Origin of the sequence: Novosphingobium sp. UBA6272, assembly GCF_002440635.1 — a bacterium.
Lineage (GTDB): Bacteria > Pseudomonadota > Alphaproteobacteria > Sphingomonadales > Sphingomonadaceae > Novosphingobium.
Genome location: NZ_DJUW01000026.1, coordinates 163,133 through 184,592, shown reverse-complemented (window position 1 = coordinate 184,592; position 21,460 = coordinate 163,133). Strand labels below are relative to the sequence as shown.

Genomic DNA, 21,460 nt, shown 5'->3' with positions numbered 1-21,460 from the left:
ACAACCGTCAAATCGATAGATTTGAAGGTTGATAGAAAAAATCTATCATGTCGGCAGGGTCGATTTGCTGCGCCACGGTCAACCCGGCCCGCGCCATCGAACCCAGCGGATCGCGGTTGACCACCACCAGCCCAAGCCGCCGCAGCGGGGCTTCGGGTTCGATCCGGATGAACTTGCACCAGTCGACCCCGGCCAGCGGCCCAGCATAGGCATCGGGCACGATCGAGGCGAAATGGCCTGAGCGGACCAGTGCCAGCAGCGAAACGTAATTGTCCGCGATGGAACGCGGGCTGACCGACAGGCCATGCCGTGCGAACTGGGCGTCGAGGATCCGGCGATACTGCATGCCCTGGTGCAGCAGGCACAGCGGCATGGCCGCAACTTCCTGCCAGCCAATCGATTCCGCATCGTCGAACCCGGTCCCGCGCCGCACGATCAGCCGGTACTGCTCGTTGTGGAGCGGGGCGCTCAACATGTTGGTCGGCGGCTCGTGATCGAGATAGGTCAGCCCGGCATCGACCTCATTGGCGTGCAGCGCATGCTCGATCTCGCGCGATGTTCCGGCGGTGATGTTCAGCGTCAGCCCGGGGTGGCTTTGCAGCAAGGCGTCGCCGAACGGACCGACCAGAGGCTGCGCCGAAGGGATTACGAACAGACGGAATTCGCCGCTAAGCGCGGTGGGATTGGTGGCGGCGGCCTGACCGAGGCCCCGGACCGCACCCAGCGCCTGCTCGGCCCAGGGCAAGATCGCTTCGCCATGCTCGGTCAGGCCGATGAAGCGTCGGTCGCGTTCGACCAGCCGCTTGCCGAGCTCATGCTCCAGCGCAGCCAGCCCCGCCGACAAGGTTGGCTGCGACACGCCGCATTCGCTCGCGGCCTGGGCGAAATGCCGGGTCCGCGCCAGTGCGACGAAATAGCGCAGGTGCTGCAATTGCATCGCGGGCCTCCCGTTAAGAGGCTGCGTCTATCATATCACTCAGTCGGCGCGAAGCCGTTCCGCGTGCCAGGCGACGTGATCGGCCATGAAGCTGGAGATGAAATAGTACGAATGGTCATAGCCCGGCTGCATCCGGATCGTCGCCGGGATCCCGGCCTTCTTCGCGGCCATGACCAGCAGCCCGGTCTTGAGCTGTTCGTGCAGGAAGTTGTCGGCATCGCCCTGATCGACCAGCAGGTCAGGCAGGCGGGCGCCGTCCTCGATCAGTGCGCAGGCATCATACTCGCGCCAGCTGGCCTTGTCCGGCCCGAGATAGCCGCCCAGCGCCTTTTCGCCCCACGGGCAGTTGAGCGGGCTGACAATCGGCGAAAACGCGGTGGTCGAGCGGAACCGACCGGGATTGCGCAAGCTGATCGTCAGCGCGCCGTGTCCGCCCATTGAATGGCCGGTGATCCCCTGGCGGTCCATGTCGAGCGGAAATTCGGCCGCGACCAGCGCCGGCAGTTCCTGCTCGATATAGCTGCGCATCCGGAAGTTCGTCGCCCAGGGTTCTTGCGTGGCATCGACATAGAAACCGGCGCCCTTGCCGAAGTCATAGCCCTCGTCATCGGGCACATCGTTACCGCGCGGGCTGGTATCGGGCGCGATGAAGGCGATCCCGTGCTCGGCGCAAGCCGCGCGGAACTCGCCCTTTTCGGTGACATTGGCGTGGGTGCAGGTCAGCCCGGAGAGATACCACAGCACTGGCAGCTTTGCCCCCGGCGCATGATCGGGCACGAAGACCGAAAAGGTCATCGGCGTGCCGGTGCTCTCGCTGTGATGCGTGTAAACACCCTGGGTGCCGCCGTGGCTGCGGTTTGCGCTGATCTGTTCCATGGCCGCGCCTTTGCCCATGGCGGGACGGTCAAGGCAAATGCTTTTTGTGAATGTGGGAAATGGGCCAAGCGGAACCATGGCTGCGGCCACGTCAAGGGCGAAGGCTGCAAATCAAAAATTGAGGGTGGGGAAGGAGTGGTGGACGCACTAGGGCTCGAACCTAGGACCCGCTGATTAAGAGTCAGCTGCTCTACCAACTGAGCTATGCGTCCACTTTCCTGCGTTACCGCTGGACCCGATTCGCTCGGGAGCGCCCCCTATAGCGATTGATCTGCGCGATGGAAGGGGTTTCTTTGCGCCATCATGTAGAGAGCGATCCGCTCCGCCGGCTCCAGCGTTCAACCGCCATGATCGTGCCGATGCAGGCCATGTTGGTCATCAAGGCAGAGCCGCCGTGGCTGATCCAGGGCAGCGGGATGCCGACCACCGGGGCCAGGCCCATCACCATCAGCATGTTGATCGCCATGTAGAAGAACACGGTGAAGGTCATACCCGCTGCGAGCAGGCTGGAAAAGCGATCGGGGGCATTGCGCGCCACCTTGAGGCCCCAGCGGAATGTCCACAAAAACACCGCGATTACGAACAGCCCGCCCAGCACGCCCCATTCTTCGGCCATAGTGGCAAAGGCGAAGTCCGTTTGGGCTTCGGGCAAATATTCAAGGTGGCTCTGGCTGCCATTGCCGAACCCCTTGCCCCAGAACCCGCCCGAGCCAATTGCGATTTTTGATTGGGTGATGTGATAGCCGGTCCCGAGCAGGTCTTCCTCGGGATTGAGGAAGGTCAACACACGCTTGCGCTGATAGTCGTGCAGCAGGGTGAAGAAAGCGATTGGGGCAAGCGCAGCTCCGGCAAGCCCGGCACCAACAAACCACCGCATCGGCAGGCCGGCAAGGAACACCACTACGGCCGCGCCGGCGGCAACCGACAGGCCGGTGCCAAGATCCGGCTGGATGATAACGAGCAGGGTCGGAACAACGATCAAGGCGCCAGCGGGCAGCAAAGCACGCCAGTTCTTGGTCATGGCCGGGGGAAGGGTATCGAAGAAATAGGCCAGGGTCAGAACGATTCCGGGTTTCATCAGTTCCGATGGCTGGAGCTGCATGAAGCCGATATCAATCCAGCGCTGGCTACCGCCCCTGACCGCGCCGAACAGGTCAACGATCAACAGCAAGGTCACCAGAATGGCATAGGACGGATAGGCCAGCGCCTTGAAAAACTCGCGCGGCAGGCGCGAGATCACGAAGGCCATGACCAGGAATACCGCGAAATGGATCGTGTGGAGCAGGGCCCAAGGCTGAAGGTTCCCGCTCGCCGCTGAATAGAGCACCACCGAGCCAAAGGTATTGAGCACGAACAGCGGGATGATGACCTCCCAGGACTCGCGCTTGATCGCTTCGGGGATGATCCGGCGTGTCATGGTTGCGGGGCCTGGCTGGGAACAGAGCTGGGTGTTTGCGCGGGGCTGGGCGGGGCGGCGTTGGCAACTTCGGCCGGCTCTTCGGCCCGCGTGGTGGCGGGGGCATTGGACGGCGTCTCGATCGGGGCCTGCGCCTCGTCCGCCTTCTTGATCGCGTTCTTCACCGCTTCATCGTCGCCGACCTTGGGCGCAGAGGTGCCGTACTGCGAGACGAACGAGCGATATTTGGAAGCCATCCGCTCTGCCGGCGTGCCGCCCCAGCTGCTTTCCAACTGGTGCAGCCGCTCCAGCGCGGTAGCGGGGTCGAACAAAAAGGTCATCACGTCCTTGGCGATTGGCGCGGCCGCGCGGGCCCCGAAGGTTCCGTGTTCGACCACGACTGACATGGCATAACGCGGAGCATCGGCCGGCGCATAGCAGACGAACAGCGCGTGGTCGCGGCCCTTCCAGTCACCAAAGTGGCCGCGAGTGACCAGGGCCTTGACCTGGGCGGTCCCGGTCTTGCCGGCCATCTTGATCCCGCCGATGTCGATCCGGCTTCCGGTGCCTGTGCCCGATCCATTGACCACGTCGAACATGCCGTCATGGGTCACTTGCAGCATCTCTGGTGTGAACGGCAGGTCGGGCCCAGGCGGCAGCTTCTTGCCGAACAGCAAAGAGGGGGTGAGGTTCTTGCCCGATGCAATCCGTGCGGTCATCACCGCCAATTGCAGCGGTGAGACCGAGACATAGCCCTGGCCGATCGAAGCATTGAGCGAGTCCGCCGCGCTCCATTCCTGCTTGTAGCGGCGCATTTTCCAGGCGGCGTCCGGGATCGTACCATAGCGCTGGTTGGTGCCGGGCAGATCGAACTCCTGGCCCAGGCCGAGCATCTTGGCGACGGGGGCGATCGCATCATAGCCCACGCGGTGCGCCATCGACCAGAAATAGGTGTTGCAGCTGTGCTCGATCGCTTGGCGCATATCGACCGATCCATGCACTGCGTCGCAGCGAAAATAGCGGCTGCCAAGCCGGTAGCCACCCGGACAGCCAACCCGTTCATCGGGATCGACCCCGTGCAGCTGCAAGGCCAGAGTAGCCATGGGTTTCATCGTCGATCCAGGCGGATAGAGTCCGCGCACCGCCTTGTTAAGCAAGGGGATATGATCGTCCTCGTTCAGCATCTTCCACTGCAGGCGGCCAATCCCGCCGGCGAAGCCGTTGGGATCGAAGGCCGGCATCGATGTCAGCGCGACGATTTCACCGGTCAGGCAATCGATTACTACCACGGCCGCAGATTCAAGGCCGATCCGACGCGAGGCATAGTCTTGCAAGGGGCCATCGATGGTCAGTCGGATCGACTTGCCGGGAACGTCATCGCGACGCTCAAGATCCCGAACGAACTTGCCCGAGGCCGTTACTTCAACCCGCTGTGCCCCAGGTTGGCCGCGCAGCAATCCTTCGTAGTACTTTTCAAGTCCATCCTTGCCGATCTTGAAGCCGGGAGTGACCAGCAGCGGATTGCGCTCCTTTTCATATTCCTTGGCAGTGGCCGGGCCGACATATCCGACCAGATGCGCCACCGAAGGTCCGGTCGGGTACCAGCGCGTAAAGCCCTGGTGCGCCACTACTCCGGTCATTTCCGGCAGGCGGACCAGCACCTTGTCGAAGTCCTTTGACTCGAGCCCCGAGATAACTTCGATCGGTTGATAGCCGTGGGCCTTGTCCAGCTTGTCCTGCAGGTCCTGGATCTGGACCGGGTCGAATCCGAGCAGGCTGCCAAGGGTAGCGACAGTCCGGTCCTTGTCGACCAGCCGCTCGGGAATGATATCGATCCGGAATTCGACCCGGTTGGAGGCAAGCTGCGCTCCGCGCCGATCGAGGATTGCGCCGCGGCGGGGCGGGATCAGGGTCAGGTTGACGCGATTGCTTTCCGATGCCGTCGTATATTTCTCATTTTGGACCAGCGCGATCCAGCCAATCCGCGCCGCCAGCAGCACGCCAACCGCGGTCTGCAGGCCGCCAATCAGGAACGAGCGCCGCTCAAAACTGTTTTTCAGCGTTCCCGAGCTGACATGCGACGATTCGCCCAGCATGCTTAGAACTTCCGGATCGGAATCAGGCGAAACCGGTCAAATGCCCCCACCAGTCTTGCCGCTATCGGGTAGACCAGGATCGACAGGACGATTTGGGGCAGCATGTGCAGCAAGCTTGAATTTCCTCCGGCCAGATCAGCCAGTTGAGCCGCAAGCACGATGTAGAGCGTGACAATTCCGCTGGCGGCGAGCCAGTTGAGTTCAACTCCGCGCCAGGGAAAGCGAACTTCAAGAAGGTCGAGCGCGATCATCGAAGCGGACCACAGCAGCACCGCCGAGCCGAACGGCTGCCCCGAATAGAGATCGTCGAACAGGCCGAGCGGCAGCCCGGCCCAGACCGGAAACAGCCCCGGGCGCAGCTGCTGCCAGGCAACCAGCAGGATGAAGCCAAACGGGGGCACCAGCGCCGCCGAGCTGACGATCGGAAAGACCGGGCTGAGCGAACCAAGCATGACCAGCAGCCAGGGCAAGGCGATTGCCAGCGTTGGCGATGGTGCGCGGTTGATCCGCGGCTTGCCGAAATCCCGCAGCGTATCGGTCAGAGGCTCGGCCAGGGGAAGCGGCATCAGCGTGCCTCCGGCTGGGCTTCGGCTGGGGCAGCCAATTCGTCGTAGAGAGGCTCGACCGCGACAAATTCAGTCATCCCAGGATCGCTTAGCGGACGGGCAATTGCGCCATCGGGAAGCAGGGAAATAACAACCGCAACGGCTTCGTTGGGGCGGAACAGTCCGCCGGACCCCGACGTGACGATCGCATCACCCTTGCGCAGCGGATTTATTCCGGTGGCCGCCAGCCGAACCTTCAACGTGCCATCGCCTTGGCCCGTGGCATAAGCCTGGACCCCATCCTGCGCACGCCGAACAGGGATCGTGCTTTCGCTATCGGTGATCAGCAGGACGCGAGCCGTGACCGGGCCAACTTCGAGCACGCGCCCGACCAGCCCTTGCGGCGAGCGCACTGCCATGCCGATCTTTATGCCCTGGCGTGAACCTGCGCCGAGCGTTGCAAACCGGCGCGTCGACGACGAGGTCGATCCGATCAGCCGGGTTACGGTCACCGGGCGGGGATCGCTTTCGGTCAGGCCCAGAAGGGCTTTTAGCCGTGCGTTCTCTTCCTTGACCGCAGCTTGTTCGGCCAATTGCACGCGGGCTTCGGCTACTTCGCGCTCTAGCTTGGCAACGCGGCTGCCGCGGGTGAAGTAGCCGCCGATGATCGAAAGCCAACCCTGACCGTCGCTGCGCAGTTTTGCCCCGGCCTGGCCGGCCGGCGCAACCGTTGCACTGGCGCTTGACCGTGCCCCGGCGAATGCGCTGCTGTCTCCCAGCGAAACCAGCAGCAACAAAACACCAATACACAGGCCGACCACGGCCGCCAGATACTGGAAGAACGTACTGTACTGCGCCCGGCGGGAATGGCCCGGGCGCCGGTTGCCTGGCGCCACCATGCGGACCTACTCCCCTTTGCCGGCTGCGCGAACCACGACCTCTGTGTCCGCTCAGGCCGTCATCAAGACGCCGCGATAGATCGGATCCTCCATTGCCCGGCCAGTGCCGAGTGCAACGCAGGACAGCGGATCTTCGGCGATGGTTACCGGCAGGCCGGTTTCCTCACGCAGGTATTCGTCAAGGCCGTGGATCAGCGCGCCGCCGCCGGTCAGGACAATGCCCTGATCGACAATATCGGCGGCGAGTTCCGGCGCGGTGTTTTCCAGCGCGATGCGGACCCCTTCGACGATCGCCCCGATCGGTTCCGACAGAGCCTCGGCGATGTTGGCCTGGGTGATCGTGATTTCCTTGGGCACCCCGTTGACCAGGTCGCGGCCCTTGATGTGGATCGTTTCGCCGATCCCGTCGGCGGGAACACTGGCGCAGCCGTGATCCTTTTTGATCCGCTCGGCCGTGGCTTCGCCGATCAGCAGGTTGTGGTGGCGGCGGACGTAGGAAACGATCGCTTCGTCCATCTTGTCCCCGCCGACGCGGACCGAAGTGGTATAGGCCAGGCCGCGCAGCGACAGCACCGCGACTTCGGTGGTGCCGCCGCCAATATCGACGACCATGCTGCCGACCGGTTCGGTCACCGGCATGTCGGCCCCGATCGCCGCAGCCATCGGCTCGAGGATCAGATAGACCGCGCTGGCCCCGGCGTTGCTGGCGGCATCGCGGATCGCGCGGCGTTCAACCGAGGTTGAACCCGAAGGGACGCAGATCACGATCTCGGGATAGCGCAGCATCGAGCGTTTGCCGCCGTGAACCTTGCGGATGAAGTGCTTGATCATCTCTTCGGCGATTTCGATGTCGGCAATCACGCCGTCACGCAGCGGGCGGATCGCTTCGATGCTGTCCGGGGTCTTGCCCATCATCATCTTGGCGTCGTCGCCGACCGCCTTGACCTTCTTGACGCCGTTGATCGTTTCGATCGCCACAACCGAGGGTTCATTGAGCACGATGCCGCGGTCCTGTACATAGACCAGCGTGTTGGCGGTTCCCAGGTCGATGGCGATGTTCTGGGTGCCGAATTTCAGGAATCGAGACAGGAACGAGCTCATTGAAATGTCCGTGTTTTTCTAGCCACTTACCGCGACTCGCGCGGCAGTGTTTGGCCGATGCGTTAGCGTGAGAGCGCACCCCCTAGCGCAAGGCTTGGCGAAAGGCCAAAAAATTGTGTCGATTGACCGCTTGAGCAGCACTCCCTGTCTCGAATTTCCGGCAATTCGCCGCTAGGCCCACAGCCATGCCCACAATCCGCCGCCTGCCCGAAGACCTCGTCAACCGCATTGCTGCGGGCGAGGTGGTCGAACGGCCGGCCTCGGCACTGAAGGAACTGGTCGAAAATGCGATCGATGCCGGGGCGGCCAACATCATGGTGCGGCTCAGCGAAGGGGGGCTGAGCGGGATCGAAGTGACCGACGATGGCTGCGGGATGACGCCAGAGGAGATGGCACTCGCGCTGGAACGGCACGCCACCTCGAAACTGCCCGACGAACACATCGAACTGGTCGCCACGCTTGGCTTCCGGGGCGAGGCCTTGCCCTCAATCGCGTCCGTCGCGCGGCTGACCCTGGAAAGCCGCCCGCGTGGTTCGGGCGAAGGCTGGCGGCGGGTGGTCGATCACGGGGGCCTGGTTGAGGAAGGCCCGGCCGCGCTGCCACCGGGCACCCGGATCCGGGTTGAGGACCTGTTCGGCAAGGTTCCCGTTCGGCGCAAGTTCCTCCGTTCGGCCCGCAGCGAATATGCTGCCTGCCTCGACGTGGTTCGGCGTCTTGCGATGGCCCGGCCCGATATCGGCTTCGTGCTGGAACATGACGGGCGGCGGGCGCTGGCTGTCCGGCCGGGCGAGGAGCTTGCGGCGCGGGTCGCGCAGATCGTTGCGCGGGAACTCGCGCAGGACGGGGTGGCGATCGATCTCCAGCGCGGTGCAGCGCGGCTGACCGGGGTGGCTGGCCTTCCGACCTTCAACCGCGGGGTGGCCGATCACCAGTACCTGTTCGTCAATGGCCGCCCGGTGAAAGACCGGCTGCTGGTCGGTGCAGTACGGGGCGCCTATGCCGACATGCTGGCGCGCGATCGGCACGCGGTGCTGGCGCTGTTCCTCGAGGTTCCGTCCGAAGAGGTCGACGTCAACGTCCACCCGGCCAAGACCGAAGTCCGCTTCCGCGATCCCGCTTTCGTCCGCGGGTTCATCGTTTCGGGGCTGCGCCATGCGCTCGATAGCGAAGGGCAGCGCAGCGCGCAGGCACCATCGGCTGCGGCGATGGGCAGCTGGCAAAGCGAGCCGATCGTGCCGGAACCCGCGCCGGCGTTGTCCTCATTGTTCGCGCGTGAGTATTCCAGCCCCGGCGTGCGCGATGCCGGTCAGGTCTGGCGCAGCTATGAGGCCGAGCAACTCGCGCCGCTATCCGGACGCGCCGAAGCCGCAACCGAAGCGCCGCAGGCCAGTCATCCGCTTGGCATTGCGCGTGGACAGGTCGCGAACACCTATATCGTCGCCGAGGCAGAGGACGGACTGGTGATCGTCGACCAGCACGCCGCGCATGAGCGCCTGGTACTCGAACGGCTCAAGGCCGCCGGCGCGCAAGGCGCGGTCGCGGCGAGCCAGGCCCTGCTGATCCCCGAGGTGGTCGAGCTGGACGAGCCCGATTGCGATCGGGTCGAAAGCGCAGCGGAGGCGTTGGCCGGGTTCGGTCTGGCGCTGGAGCGGTTCGGCCCGTCCGCGCTTCTGGTCCGCGCGGTTCCTGGCGCGCTCGGCAAGGGCAATGTCCAGGCGCTGGTCCGCGACATTGCCGATGATCTGGCCCAGAACGGAACCGCGCTGCTGCTCGGCGAACGGATCGATCATGTGCTCGCCACGATGGCCTGCCATGGGAGCGTTAGGGCCGGTCGTGCGTTGTCGGTGGCGGAGATGAATGCCCTGCTGCGCGAAATGGAAGTTACCCCCCGGTCGGGCCAGTGCAACCACGGCCGCCCGACCTGGGTCAAGCTGGCGCACGGCGACATCGAGAAGCTGTTCGGCAGGCGCTAGAGCGAAGTGCGCAAAATCTGAACCTCAAAGTCCTTCCCCTCAGGGGAGGAGAGCGATTCATGCCAATCGCGCACCGCTCTCGCTGCTCACCACATGCTGCGGTGATATTCGAACAGGCGTTCGATCTGCGCAAATATCTCAAAGCGCAAAAGCCACAGCGTGATCACGATTCCCACGATAATCAGCTGCTTGCGCCGTGCCTTGCCGGCCAGCAGCTTTCCGCCCGGCAGCCTGAGCGGGGTCTTGAGCCGGTCGAGCAGGAGCACCGGATAGAGATACAAGGCCAGCCATGGCACGCCGATCATGGCGACATACCACCATTTCGATTTGAGCCCGAGCAAGGCCATCAATACTGAACCAAAGATCGCAAGCGGAACGAGGCCGACGATCACAAGTGGCAGCGATTCGTACTCATCGCTGTGCTGCCGGGCCTCGCCGCGGAGCTTCTGGCGATGCTCTTCCGCCGCCCTTGCTTCAGCAAGCTCGGCTTCTTCGTCGGTCATTCCGGATTGCGGACCCGGATCAGGCCGATCGACCTGAAGCTCATCACCACCTGATCGTCCTGGTTGAACACCTGCACGATCGAGCGGAAGCTGCCCATTTCCGGGCGTGAGCGGCTGCGGGTCTTGTCGAGCAGTTCGGTTTCGATCCGCAGCACGTCGCCGGGATAGACCGGGCGATGCCAGCGCAGTTCGTCCTGGCCGGGCGAGCCGAGCCCGGCCTGCTTGCGCTCGGTGATGTTGTCGACCAGCATCCGCATGGTCATCGCACAGGTGTGCCAGCCGCTGGCCGATATCCGCCCGAAATGGGTCTGGGCAGCGGCCTCATCGGAAAGGTGGAAGGGCTGGGGATCGTACTTCTTCGCGAATTCGATCACTTCCTCGCGGGTGACTTCATAGCGTCCGAATGACGCCTTGGCCCCCGGCTCCAGGTCCTCGAAATAGACCAGCCCTTCCTCTCCCATCGTCAGTTCCCCAGGCTTATCCGTGCAAACAGCGTATAGCCCCATGGGTTGTCGCCATAGGCCGCGTCAAGCGCTGCCGGCTTGGCATAGGCGGCGAGCGAACCGCCCAGCGCCAGTTCAAACGGACCCATCGGGATCCGCCGGGCATAACCGGCCTGAAACTTGGTGACACGGAACTTCACGTCGTGCAGCGGATCGTGGTGATCGGGGAACAGCTCGTCGTTGGCGACATTCTCGATCCGGCCGAACAGGCTGTTGTGCCGGTCCAGATCCCAGTTCACTTCGCCCAGAAAGGCGCTGAGCGCCTCGCCAGGAACCCGCTTCTTGGCCGAAAAAGCCGCCATGGCGGAGAGGCCGCGGCCATTGGCATAGTGCGCCGAGGCGGTGAAGCGGTGCTCGTCCTCGCCCGGATGCACCGCCTCGGGCTCCTTGATCTCGCCATAGCTGGCCTGGATCGCCCAGTTGGGGGTAGGGGTCAGCGTAGCGCGGACCGACCAGCTGTCGAGCTTGGGTGTCTCGATATTCCAGCGCTGCTCATCGGGTTCGGCCCCGCGAAAGGCGCTGGCCTCGATCTGCCACTTTAGCGCGGCAAAGCCCAGGGTGACCACGCCGTAGGTGATGTGAGTCGAATCGAACCAGTGGTGCGTGATCGGCGGTTCGGGATTATAGCGGGCGGAGCCGCGGTGCATGAAGGCCGAGGGCCCGAGCGCTGGTTCGCCGACCGGGCCGCCATAGACGAACACCGTTCCGCTTCCGGCATTGATATCGACCCGCGCCGCCAGCTCCATGAACAGGTCATGTGGATGCTGGCGATCAACCAGCGGCAGGCCGCCCGCTGTCTCTCCAGTGGCGAACAGGTTGGGATAGCCCGCCGCTTCCATCGCCGGTTCCAGGCTCAACGACGATTTAAGCTGAACCCTGCCCCAGCTTGTGTCGCGCGTCGCCGAAAGCATCGCCATGGTGGTGACGTAGGTCTTGCTGTCCCCGCGCTGGCCCTTGTGATCGGTGTACTGCAGCGACGCGGTGCCGTGCGCCATCAGCATCCAGTTACCGGACATGATATGCAGACCGCGCATCGGTCCCTCCCTTCCGGGGAGGCGAGCTGTACCGGAGCCTTCGCTGGAAGCCGGCGTAGAACGAACGTATTCTTGTGGTGGCTCGCCGGTTTCCGCCTCGTCCATCCGGGAATGATCCATCTTCGAATGATCGACCGGTGGCGTCGTCGCAGGCGCTGCAGGTTGCGGCATGTCGTGTCCGGCGTGCCCGGAATGATCCTGCGCCAGCGCGGGCGAGGAAATGGCGGTAGCGCCCAGCAGAGCCGGGATAATCAGGCGTTTCATGATGATTTCCAGAAATGAGGTGAACCAAGTGGCAACGCTCAGGCTGCCGACTGCGTTCCTCAGGCCTTGGGTGGTGGCGTATCCGGTCCGGCGCGGGTCTGCGGCATTTGCACTGAAAACGGGACTGTCGGCTGTGCCTCTACGGGAATTGGAGCGGCAAGGCTCGGCACCATCCCGTCATACCGGGCAATGCAGCCGATGCATTCGTGCTTTTGCCCGTGATCCTGTTGCGGTGCCTGTTTGGCGGGCTGGTGGCAATTGTGGTCTGCCTGCGCCTTGGCACTGGGCATCTGTGCCATCGCATGGCCCGTTGGCATCGCCAGCGCGGGCAGCGCGAGGCAAATCGCCAAAAGGGAGAGAAACAGGCGGCGCAGCATCGCCGGGAACATAGGCCCTGTCTTCCCGGGCTGCAATGCCGGGTCAGCCGGTCAGCTCGCGCCGCAGCCAGCAGTTCACGTTGAAGCGCGAATCCGCGAACCGGCCCGAGGGACAAGAAACCCGCGAAACCGAATGCGGCAGAAATGAGGGAAACACGGCGAGCCGGTCATGGCGCGGGTGGATCGCGGTGCCCGGGAGGCCGGCAATTCCGTCGATCACCAGATCGCCGCCGGAGTAACCGGCCGGTTCGCGATTGAGGTAATAGACGCAGCTGACCATGCGCAGGCTCCGCTCGCTCGTCTCAGAGCGGGTCCGGGTGTCGATATGGCGGTCATAGAAATCGCCGTCGTGATGCGCGACCACGCTGCATTCGCGGTGCCAGACCGGGAAGGGCTTGACCCCAATTGCCGAGATCAGTTCCTCCTCCCGCGCGGACAACGCTTCGAGGAAGCCGGACAAGTCCACTCCAACCCGTCCGGGCAGGCGCATCGAAGAGCGGACTTGCGGCACGGTTCCTGCGCCTGCTGTCTTGCGCACTTCGCTGGGGGTGAAACTGGCTTCGGCCGCGATGATCTGGTCCAGCAGTCTTCCGGCCGCCTCTGCACCCAGGAAGCCGTCTATGATCAAATGCGGGCTCGCTCCGGCGTTCAAGCTGGTCTCAAACGTTGAACTTGAAGTGCAGCACGTCACCGTCCTGGATAACGTACTCCTTGCCTTCCTGACGCAGCTTGCCGGCTTCCTTGGCGGCGTTTTCCCCGCCGAGGCCAATGAAATCGTCATAGGCGATGGTTTCGGCGCGGATGAAGCCGCGCTGCATGTCAGAGTGGATCTCGCCCGCTGCTTCGGGGGCCTTGGCGCCCTTATGCACGGTCCAGGCGCGCGCTTCCTTCGGGCCGACGGTAAAGAAAGTGATCAGGTGAAGCAGATCATAGCCCGAGCGGATCACCCGGGCGAGGCCGGTTTCGTGCAGGCCCATTTCCTCGAGGAACACCATCCGTTCCTCGTCGTCCATCCCGGTCAGTTCGCTTTCGATCGCAGCCGAAACGATCACCGCATTTGCGCCCTCTGCCTTGGCCTTTTCGAACACCCGGGCTGAGAAGGCATTGCCCTGCGCCGCCGACTCTTCCTCGACATTGCAGACATAAAGCACCGGCTTGGCGGTAAGCAGCTGCGCCTGGTTGAATACGCGCAGCTCTTCCTCGTCGCTGGGCCGGGCCAGCCGCGCCGGCTTGCCTTCGCGCAGCAGCTCGAGCGCGGGGGCGAGCACGGCGGCGATCAGCTTGTTTTCCTTGTCTCCCTGCGCGGCTTTTTTCTGCGCGGCGGGCACCCGCTTTTCCAGGCTCTCAAGGTCGGCCAGCATCAGTTCGGTCTCGACCGTCTCGGCATCGGAAACCGGATCGATCTTGTTGTCGACGTGCTGGATGTCGTCGTTCTCGAAACAGCGCAGCACGTGGACGATGGCATCGACCTCGCGGATGTTGCCGAGGAACTGGTTGCCCAGGCCTTCGCCCTTCGATGCGCCGCGCACCAGGCCGGCGATATCGACGAAGCCCAGCTGGGTCGGGATGATCTTCTGGCTGCCGGCGATCGCGGCCAGCTTGTCCAGCCGCGGATCGGGCACGCCGACGTTGCCGACATTGGGTTCAATCGTGCAGAACGGATAGTTTGCCGCCTGCGCCGCCTGGGTTTCGGTCAGCGCATTGAACAGGGTGGACTTGCCGACATTCGGCAGACCAACGATACCGCAACGAAAACCCATCATTCACTCCGCTCAGGCGCCAAGCGCGGGCCAATAGCGGGGGGAGCGCGGTTTGGCGAGTCAGTCATGCACCACGCCTGCCCGGGGCACGGACGGGACGCCCGCCAGCCAGCGATCGGCCTGTGCAGGATTTGAGAGCCGCATCACGTTCCCGGAGAAATCCGCCAGCGCCGCCGCATTGCGCGCGTACCAGGCCGCGCGAAAGCTCAGGACATAGAGCAGGAATTCCAGATTGAGGTTTTCGGGGCAGCCCTCGGTCATGTCCGGCCGCGCGCTGCCGCGATACTGCCACCAGCGCTTGAATACGCGGGCCAGGCAAAGCCAGGTTGGATAGTCGAGCCAGACCACCGTATCGGCGCGCTTGATCCGCAGGGGCAGGGTCGAGCCGTAATTGCCGTCGATGATCCAGCGATCCTGGGCCAACACTGCTTCGACCATGCCGCGCGCTTCGTTGCGATCACGCTCGATCCAGCCGGGGAGCCAGTGGAGTTTGTCCATGTGGAACAGCGGCAGGCCGGTGCGCCCGGCCAGGGTGTGGGCGAGGGTCGATTTGCCCGCGCCGGGCGATCCGATGACGAGGACGCGGTTCATGCTGTCATTCCGACAGACGCAGGGCCAGCTCGCTCATGAACCGGGCATCGTCGCCTTTGGCCAGCCAATCGGCTTCGCCGGCGATCGCGCCAAGCATGTCGGACAACGGTTCCAGTTCGGCCTTGGCATAATTGCCTAGCACATGGCCGGTAACCCGATCCTTGTGGCCGGGGTGGCCGATCCCGATCCGTACCCGGCGAAAATCGGGGCCGAGGTGCTGGTCGATCGAGCGCAGTCCGTTGTGTCCGGCCAGTCCTCCGCCGGTGCGGACCTTGACCTTGAACGGGGCCAGATCGAGCTCGTCGTGGAACACGGTCAGGCTTTCGACCCCAAGCTTGTAGAACCGCAAAGCCTCGCCCACCGCGCGGCCGCTCTCGTTCATATAGGTGGCCGGCTTGAGCAGCAGGATCTTCGCCCCGCCGATCCGGCCTTCCTGGACCCAGCCAAGGAACTTCTTCTGGACCGGGCCAAAGCCATGCACTTCGGCCAGAGTGTCCATCACCATGAAGCCGACGTTGTGCCGGTGCAGTGCATATTGCGGTCCCGGATTGCCCAGGCCTACCCAGATTTGCACGAGGTTCGTCCTTACCGGATCACTTGTTGCCCGCTTCGCGGAGGAACTTGAGCTGGCCTTCGTCGGCCGCCTTGAGGCACTGCATGGTCTGGCGGCTCTGAACCGAAACTTCCAGCTTGCTTGCTGCGTCCCAACGCCGGACGACTTCAGTCTTGAATTCGGCATTCGTCGGCCCAGCCTGGAGCCGTCCGATGAAGAAGGCCAGTGCCCGTTCCGAACGGTTCTGGAGGCGCATTGTCGCTTCGCGCTCCTTGATCTGGTCGGCTGGCTTTTTCATTTCGGCCAGCGTTACGGCAAGGACTTTCATCACCCGAACCGCGCAGTCTAGATCGTCTAGCGGGGCATCGACCGTTTCGACCAGCGGCGCCGTGGCAGAGGGCCGGTTGGCATTCTGGGCCTGGGCCGGAAGCGACGATGCCAACATGGCGGTGGCCAAAAGCGAAACGCGGGCGATGTTCATTTGGGACCCCTGAATAGAAAAGCCGGGCCGTGTTACCACGGCCCGGCTGAACTTTGGCTGGCAAAAGCCGCTGCGGCAACCGCGATTGCGGTTTAGCCTTCGGCCTTGCTGTTATCGCCTTCTTCGCTGCGCAGGCCCGAAGGGGCAACGATGGTGGCGATGGTGAAGTCGCGATCGGTGATCGCGCTCTTCGAACCGGCCGGAAGATTGACGTGGCTGATGTGGATCGAATCGCCGACGTCGAAGCCGGTGACATCGATGTTGATGTCTTCGGGGATCTTGTCCGCTTCGCAGACCAGTTCCAGTTCGTGACGGACGATGTTGAGCACGCCGCCGCGCTTCAGGCCCGGGCTGGCGGCTTCGTTGACGAACACCACCGGCACTTCGACGTGTACGGTCGAATTGGCCGAGAGGCGCAGGAAGTCGGCATGGAGCGGACGGTCGCTGACCGGGTGGAAGGCAACATCCTTGGGCAGGGTGCGGACGGTCTTGCCGCCAACTTCCACTTCGACGATCGAGTTGAAGAAGTGGCCGGTGCCCAGCTGCTTGCGCAGCAGCTTTTCTTCGACGTGGATCGCCAGGGGTTCTTCATTACCGCCATAGACAACGGCAGGGACGCGGCCTTCACGACGCAGGGCACGGGAGGCTCCCTTGCCTGCCCGTTCGCGCGTCTCGGCCGGCAGGGTCAGCGTATCGCTCATAACTCAAGCCTTTCGAAATTCGTAAGTTGGTCCATTTCTCCGCCACGCCTCCAGGGATGACCATGACGGGAAGCGCGGGCCGTTAGCGGCAAAGTGGGGGAAATGCAAGCAATCCCCGGCCTCGGCGCTGCTATTGCAGCCGGGTGACCTTCCAGCCGCGCGCCGCCAGCATCGCAGGCAGGCCATCGCGCCCCGCCAGATGTGCGGCCCCGACTGCCACGAATGGCCGCGCGCCGCCGGCCAGCATCGCTTCAAGCTTGCCCAGCCACGCCCGGTTGCGGCCGACCAGCAACTCTTCGCGCAGCGCCGGGGCCTTGGCAAAGTCTTCGTCGGTCACCCGCGCGATCAGGTCCATGTTTCCGGTGGCCCAGGCCTGCTCCAGATCGCGCAGCTGGACCTCACGGCCATCTGCCTCGATCAGCACGGCATCGAGCAGGGCGCGTTGCTCGGCTTCGGGCAGGGCGTCGAAGATCGCCAGCTGTGCCCGTGCGCCTTCGAACTCCTCGATCGGGCCGCGCCAGGCGAGCGCGATGGCGCGGTCAATCCCGTTGCCGCTGTCATTATCGCCTGCTGCGGCCGCGGCGTTCTGCAGCATCAGCGCCGCCGCCCAGGTCTCATAAGGATCGAGCGAACCGGGCTTCAGCCCCCCGGCGGCCAGATCTTCGGCCAGATCATCGCGCAGAGCGGGCTGCACCCGCGCTTCCAGCGGCGGAAGGCCGGGTGACTGGGCCAGGTCGGCGAAGGCCTTCGCCGTCTTGGCGTCGTCGGTAATGTCCGCAACTTCCAGCACCAGGCGATCGGCTGCCTTCAACGCCGCATCGACTTTGGCGGAGCGCCATTCGACCGGTGCGGGCAAAGCGTGGATCGTCCCGAACAGCCAGGCCTTCTCGCCCTTTGGTCCTTCGACCAGCCACAGCGCCGGATGGACCTCGGGCGCGCGGGCGCAGCCGGCCAGGGCCAGCAGGGCCAGCAGCGCCGCGATCAGCCTATTGGACACGAACCGCCTTGATCCCGCTCTTGGCGAGGAACGACTGGACCGAATCCTTGCCGCCCAGGTGTCCGGCGCCCACCGCGACAAAGACCACCCCGGGCTGATCCAGCCGATTGTCGATCCACACCGACCAGTTGCGGTTGCGATTGGTCAGCAGGGCTTCCCACAGCACCGGATCGTCGGTTTCGGCATTCATCAATGCTGCCAGGCCCTTGGCGTCGCCCTTGGCCCAAGCCGCCACCATCTTGTCGATCTGCGGCTTGATCTCGGGGATTCCGTCGATCACTTCGAACAGATAGCGCTTCTGGTCTTCCGGCTTCAGGCCATTGAAGATGCCGAGCTGGAAATCGAGCGTTTCAAGCCCGGTGCGCGGACGGCCCAGTGCCTTGTTACGCTTGCCGAGCTGGTTTTCCACCCCGCTGTCGAGCGAGTAGCCGGATTTCTGCAGGGGCAGGGTGGCTATGGCCACGGCGGCGAACCAGGGCTTGTAGCGATCAAACGCACTCACAGGCAGGCCCAGGCTGGTCATTGCCGCTTCGAACTTGGCTTTCTCTTCCAGGCTCATCCCGTCGCGCAGTGTCTGGCCGGGAGGCAGGGTGCCGTGCTTGAGCATCATCGAGATGCTCTCTCCATCCGATACTTCGGGAATTTCGGTGACCAGTTCCTGCGACCGTTCGAATGCGGTCTGCAGCTTGCCGTTGTACCACTCGATCCCCTTGGGCAGCAGGTGGACCGTGCCGAACAGGTAGATCGTGGTGTCCTTGTCAGATACCTTCCAAAGTGCCGGTTTGGCGGCAACCGGAGCAGGCGCAATGGGTTCGGCCTTTATAACAGGAACGGGGGCGTTCTGGGCAATCGTAGCCGGGCCGAGCAGGGCAAAAGTGCTGGCACTGGCGGCGATCAAAAGCTTGCGAAGGTTCATGGGATGCTCTTTTCCGGTTTGGGGGTGAGTTTCAAGGCTGCCGGTCAGGCCTAGCGGTATTTCTGCCAGAGCCAGCCGGCGAACCAGACGAACACGGTCAGCACAAAGGCGGCCGCTGCGTCATAGGGCCGGGCCAGCCCGCCTTTTGCGGCGGTCCACCACGCCAGGGTGACCAGGATGTAGACATTGATCGCCAGCGTAGAGGCAAATCCCTGCGCCGCGCGTTCGTGTTCGTCGATATTGCGGTAATAGACCACCGTGATCAGCGCGGTTATGGCCAGCGCGAGCAACAAGGCGATCGCGATGCCGGAAGGGATCGCGCTTTCCGAAAGCAGCGTGCGGAATGTCGCGTCAAAGCCACTGCCGCTTTTCTCCTTGGAGGTCAGCACCAATCCGGCCCCGATCACCGCGCCCAGCGCCAGGCTGAATGTCCACAAAGTCTTGGCCATGCGGGTGCGCGGGCCCGTTTTCCTTCGGTCCATTCCGACCAGACGCCGGATCTGGACAATGAGCAGCCAGCAGATCAGCGCCGCGAACAGCACCACCGGCGCGCCGACAAGAATATCGCCCGGCGAGACCCGGGTGCCCGAATGGCTGCCGAAAAAGCCCACCACTACGCCGATCGAAAAAATCAGGGCCACGCCCAGTGCCAGGATGATTGCCAGCCGCACAGGCCAGGCATCGCTCCATTTCGGGGTGTCATTGGTCGGTGTCATCGAACACTTCCTCAATCGGCATTTCGAACAGTCGGGCGATGCGGAACGCCAGCGGCAGCGAGGGATCGTGCTTGCCGGTTTCGATCGCGTTGACCGCCTGGCGTGATACGTCGAGCCGCTCGGCGAGGTCCGCCTGGCTCCAGTCGCGCATCGCCCGTAGGACTTTGAGCTTGTTCTTCACCTAGGCATCCCGCCAGCGCTGCCACTTGTAGAGGCAGATGAACACGAAGGGCAGGTAGACAGCCGTGTAGAAAATTACCTTCAGGGCGCCCGAAGCATGGGCCAGAATCGCTGCCTCCTGCGGGGTGCCGACGTCAGAAGGAATCGCATCCGGGGCCTGGGTGCGAAGCCAGTCGACAATCTGATCCTGGAATATCACTGCAGCCAGGAAGATCAGCGGCAATGCAGTCGTCAAGAGCTTCACAATCTTGGCTCCGGCCCTCTGCCACAGCCCCTGAGCATATTCATCGCGCATGAACCCGGCCAGAATCAGGAATTCGATCAACAGCCAGGTGCCAATGAACAGGCTCATCGACACCGTGCTCCACACCCCGTGGAGCTGGGAATCCGTCAGGCCAAGCAATCGCAGCCACGGAATGATCGACTGGATCAGAAAGCTCCAGAAAGCGATGTCGATCAGCGTGTCGTAATAGCGGTAATGCTTTCTGGTTGTATTCACGATTGCGCTCTCTCCAACTGGGTCCCGCATAGGGGCTTGGCCGGGCAATGCAAAGGGCGACCCGGCGGGGCAAAGGGTGCCGGGCCGCCCCATCCGCGTGAGCGGATCAGTCGATCTTCTGGCGCGCGCTGGCAATCACATCATCGATGCAGCGTTGTTCTGCGATCCGGGCGCCCGGGCTGAAGTAGCCGGTCCGGCAGGCGTCGCGGGCGGCGGACTTGAGGCGGGTTTCAAAGCGCTCGCGGTCAGCCGATTGGGAGAGATCGAGGCCCGTAACCGAGATTTCGACGTTCACCACGTCCTGGGCAAGGGCAGGGCTGGCAGCGGCGACCAGGGCAAGCGAAGCGATAAGCGAACGAACAATCATGGTGCAACTCCTCGGTTGGTGTCTCGTATACCTGTCTAGATGTCAGGTATGCGTTACACAATGTCGTGATTCGCTGACAATGTCAAGCTTACCTGACATGGCTCTCGAAATGCCCGCAGAACGGTTGATTTGCGCGGGGTTCTCCGCCAAAGGCCGCTGCCATGACCCTTCGACAAGCTCAGGACGATCGGGCCGCCGTGGCCCTTTCCTTCCAGGACATGATCCTCACGCTTCACAATTACTGGAGCGCGCAGGGCTGCCTGATTCTCCAGCCCTATGACATGCGGGTCGGGGCGGGGACCTTTCACCCTGCGACCACGCTGCGCAGCCTTGGGCCAGAGCCGTGGAACGCCGCCTATGTCCAGCCCAGCCGCCGGCCCACCGATGGCCGCTATGGCGAGAACCCCAACCGGCTGCAGCACTATTACCAGTACCAGGTGATCATGAAGCCGAGCCCGGAGAACTTCCAGGAGCTCTATCTGGGCAGCCTGCTGGAGATCGGGATCGATCCGCTGGCGCACGATATCCGCTTCGTCGAGGATGACTGGGAAAGCCCGACGCTGGGCGCCTGGGGGCTTGGCTGGGAAGTCTGGTGCGACGGGATGGAAGTCAGCCAGTTCACCTATTTCCAGCAAATGGGCGGGTTCGACTGCAAGCCGGTCGCGGGCGAGCTGACCTATGGGCTGGAACGGCTGGCGATGTACATCCAGGGCGTCGACAACGTCTATGACCTCGCCTTCAACAAGGCCGGGGTGACCTATGGCGAGGTGTTCCTCAAGAACGAGCAGGAATTCTCGAAATACAACTTCGAGGTTGCCGATACCGACAGCCTGTTCAAAGGTTTCCAGGCCGCCGAGGCCGAATGCCAGCGCTGCATCGATGCCGATATTCCACTCGCCGCCTATGACCAGGCGATCGAGGCCAGCCACCTGTTCAACCTGCTGCAGGCCCGCGGCGTGATCTCGGTCCAGGAACGGGCGAGCTACATGGGCCGCGTGCGCGATCTCGCCAAGGGATCGGCGCAAGCCTGGATCGAGAAGAACAAGGATCAGTGGGCGAAGGATTTTCCGGAGTGGGTGCTGTGAGCGGGGCCGCCAGTCGATCCTCTCCATTTTTGGCGAATGCCACAAATGGGGAGGTGGCGCGGCCGAAGGCCGTGACGGAGGGGTCTCTGCCCTGCCGCTTTACCCCTCCG

25 protein-coding genes and 1 tRNA gene are annotated in these 21,460 nt (G+C 63.5%); 2 read left to right on the top strand and 24 right to left on the bottom strand.

The window, feature by feature from the left end:
- Positions 1-7: 7 nt before the first annotated feature.
- The 8 genes from B2V17_RS12260 to B2V17_RS12225 all read right to left on the bottom strand — a co-directional run bounded on the left by B2V17_RS12260 (position 8) and on the right by B2V17_RS12225 (position 7,850).
- Positions 8-937 carry a LysR family transcriptional regulator gene (locus tag B2V17_RS12260; RefSeq protein ID WP_292998071.1) on the bottom strand — a complete coding sequence of 310 codons (930 nt, stop codon included), beginning with the start codon at positions 935-937 and terminating at the stop codon, positions 8-10.
- Between the two features lie 39 nt (positions 938-976).
- Positions 977-1,813, bottom strand: a complete 837-nt coding sequence (gene fghA / locus B2V17_RS12255) for an S-formylglutathione hydrolase (RefSeq protein ID WP_292998069.1) — start codon at positions 1,811-1,813, stop codon at positions 977-979.
- A 136-nt stretch (positions 1,814-1,949) separates the two neighbouring features.
- Positions 1,950-2,025: transfer RNA gene (locus B2V17_RS12250), tRNA-Lys, on the bottom strand.
- 89 nt (positions 2,026-2,114) lie between these two features.
- On the bottom strand, positions 2,115-3,230 hold the full coding sequence (gene rodA / locus B2V17_RS12245; protein ID WP_292998067.1) for a rod shape-determining protein RodA: 1,116 nt from the start codon (positions 3,228-3,230) through the stop codon (positions 2,115-2,117).
- Positions 3,227-5,305, bottom strand: coding sequence for a penicillin-binding protein 2 (gene mrdA / locus B2V17_RS12240; protein WP_292998065.1), 2,079 nt, complete (start codon positions 5,303-5,305; stop codon positions 3,227-3,229). Before mrdA ends, rodA begins: the two co-directional genes overlap by 4 nt.
- A 2-nt stretch (positions 5,306-5,307) precedes the next feature.
- A complete protein-coding gene (locus B2V17_RS12235; protein WP_292998063.1) occupies positions 5,308-5,871 on the bottom strand; it encodes a rod shape-determining protein MreD in 564 nt (187 codons plus the stop codon).
- Positions 5,871-6,749 (bottom strand): rod shape-determining protein MreC, encoded by an 879-nt coding sequence (mreC, locus tag B2V17_RS12230; protein WP_292998061.1) that lies wholly within the window; start codon positions 6,747-6,749, stop codon positions 5,871-5,873. Before mreC ends, B2V17_RS12235 begins: the two co-directional genes overlap by 1 nt.
- 51 nt (positions 6,750-6,800) lie before the next feature.
- Positions 6,801-7,850, bottom strand: coding sequence for a rod shape-determining protein (locus B2V17_RS12225; RefSeq protein WP_292998059.1), 1,050 nt, complete (start codon positions 7,848-7,850; stop codon positions 6,801-6,803).
- Between the two features lie 185 nt (positions 7,851-8,035).
- Here B2V17_RS12225 and mutL point away from each other — a divergent pair, with 185 nt between their 5' ends.
- A complete protein-coding gene (mutL, locus tag B2V17_RS12220; protein WP_292998057.1) occupies positions 8,036-9,823 on the top strand; it encodes a DNA mismatch repair endonuclease MutL in 1,788 nt (595 codons plus the stop codon).
- 86 nt (positions 9,824-9,909) lie between these two features.
- Here the strand turns inward: mutL and B2V17_RS12215 are convergent, their stop codons facing one another.
- The 16 genes from B2V17_RS12215 to B2V17_RS12140 form a co-directional block, all read right to left on the bottom strand.
- A complete protein-coding gene (locus B2V17_RS12215; RefSeq protein ID WP_292998055.1) occupies positions 9,910-10,326 on the bottom strand; it encodes a hypothetical protein in 417 nt (138 codons plus the stop codon).
- Complete coding sequence (locus tag B2V17_RS12210) at positions 10,323-10,772, bottom strand: MaoC family dehydratase (protein ID WP_292998226.1); 450 nt, start codon at positions 10,770-10,772, stop codon at positions 10,323-10,325. Before B2V17_RS12210 ends, B2V17_RS12215 begins: the two co-directional genes overlap by 4 nt.
- 17 nt (positions 10,773-10,789) lie before the next feature.
- Positions 10,790-12,127 (bottom strand): hypothetical protein, encoded by a 1,338-nt coding sequence (locus B2V17_RS12205; RefSeq protein ID WP_292998053.1) that lies wholly within the window; start codon positions 12,125-12,127, stop codon positions 10,790-10,792.
- 59 nt (positions 12,128-12,186) lie between these two features.
- A complete protein-coding gene (locus B2V17_RS12200) occupies positions 12,187-12,504 on the bottom strand; it encodes a hypothetical protein (protein WP_292998051.1) in 318 nt (105 codons plus the stop codon).
- Positions 12,505-12,547: 43 nt separating this feature from the next.
- The gene (locus B2V17_RS12195; RefSeq protein ID WP_292998049.1) at positions 12,548-13,132 is read right to left on the bottom strand and encodes a 2OG-Fe(II) oxygenase; all 585 of its coding nucleotides are present in this window, start codon (positions 13,130-13,132) and stop codon (positions 12,548-12,550) included.
- 31 nt (positions 13,133-13,163) lie between these two features.
- Positions 13,164-14,264, bottom strand: a complete 1,101-nt coding sequence (ychF, locus tag B2V17_RS12190; RefSeq protein WP_292998224.1) for a redox-regulated ATPase YchF — start codon at positions 14,262-14,264, stop codon at positions 13,164-13,166.
- Positions 14,265-14,324: 60 nt separating this feature from the next.
- Positions 14,325-14,855, bottom strand: coding sequence for an AAA family ATPase (locus tag B2V17_RS12185; RefSeq protein ID WP_292998047.1), 531 nt, complete (start codon positions 14,853-14,855; stop codon positions 14,325-14,327).
- A 4-nt stretch (positions 14,856-14,859) separates the two neighbouring features.
- On the bottom strand, positions 14,860-15,429 hold the full coding sequence (gene pth, locus B2V17_RS12180) for an aminoacyl-tRNA hydrolase (RefSeq protein ID WP_292998045.1): 570 nt from the start codon (positions 15,427-15,429) through the stop codon (positions 14,860-14,862).
- Between the two features lie 19 nt (positions 15,430-15,448).
- Complete coding sequence (locus tag B2V17_RS12175; protein ID WP_292998043.1) at positions 15,449-15,889, bottom strand: hypothetical protein; 441 nt, start codon at positions 15,887-15,889, stop codon at positions 15,449-15,451.
- Between the two features lie 92 nt (positions 15,890-15,981).
- A complete protein-coding gene (locus tag B2V17_RS12170) occupies positions 15,982-16,590 on the bottom strand; it encodes a 50S ribosomal protein L25/general stress protein Ctc (protein ID WP_292998041.1) in 609 nt (202 codons plus the stop codon).
- 130 nt (positions 16,591-16,720) lie between these two features.
- Positions 16,721-17,587 carry a TraB/GumN family protein gene (locus B2V17_RS12165; RefSeq protein WP_292998039.1) on the bottom strand — a complete coding sequence of 289 codons (867 nt, stop codon included), beginning with the start codon at positions 17,585-17,587 and terminating at the stop codon, positions 16,721-16,723.
- Positions 17,577-18,503, bottom strand: a complete 927-nt coding sequence (locus tag B2V17_RS12160) for a TraB/GumN family protein (RefSeq protein WP_292998037.1) — start codon at positions 18,501-18,503, stop codon at positions 17,577-17,579. Before B2V17_RS12160 ends, B2V17_RS12165 begins: the two co-directional genes overlap by 11 nt.
- 50 nt (positions 18,504-18,553) lie before the next feature.
- Positions 18,554-19,219 (bottom strand): hypothetical protein, encoded by a 666-nt coding sequence (locus tag B2V17_RS12155; RefSeq protein ID WP_292998035.1) that lies wholly within the window; start codon positions 19,217-19,219, stop codon positions 18,554-18,556.
- A complete protein-coding gene (locus B2V17_RS12150; protein WP_292998033.1) occupies positions 19,203-19,400 on the bottom strand; it encodes a helix-turn-helix transcriptional regulator in 198 nt (65 codons plus the stop codon). The genes B2V17_RS12155 and B2V17_RS12150 overlap by 17 nt, the downstream gene beginning before the upstream one ends.
- Positions 19,401-19,898, bottom strand: coding sequence for a hypothetical protein (locus B2V17_RS12145; RefSeq protein ID WP_292998031.1), 498 nt, complete (start codon positions 19,896-19,898; stop codon positions 19,401-19,403).
- Between the two features lie 106 nt (positions 19,899-20,004).
- Entirely contained in the window at positions 20,005-20,265 is a 261-nt protein-coding gene (locus B2V17_RS12140) for a UrcA family protein (protein WP_292998029.1), read from the bottom strand.
- A 161-nt stretch (positions 20,266-20,426) separates the two neighbouring features.
- Between B2V17_RS12140 and B2V17_RS12135 the strand changes: the two genes are divergently transcribed.
- Positions 20,427-21,350 carry a glycine--tRNA ligase subunit alpha gene (locus tag B2V17_RS12135; protein ID WP_292998027.1) on the top strand — a complete coding sequence of 308 codons (924 nt, stop codon included), beginning with the start codon at positions 20,427-20,429 and terminating at the stop codon, positions 21,348-21,350.
- Positions 21,351-21,460 lie beyond the last annotated feature (110 nt).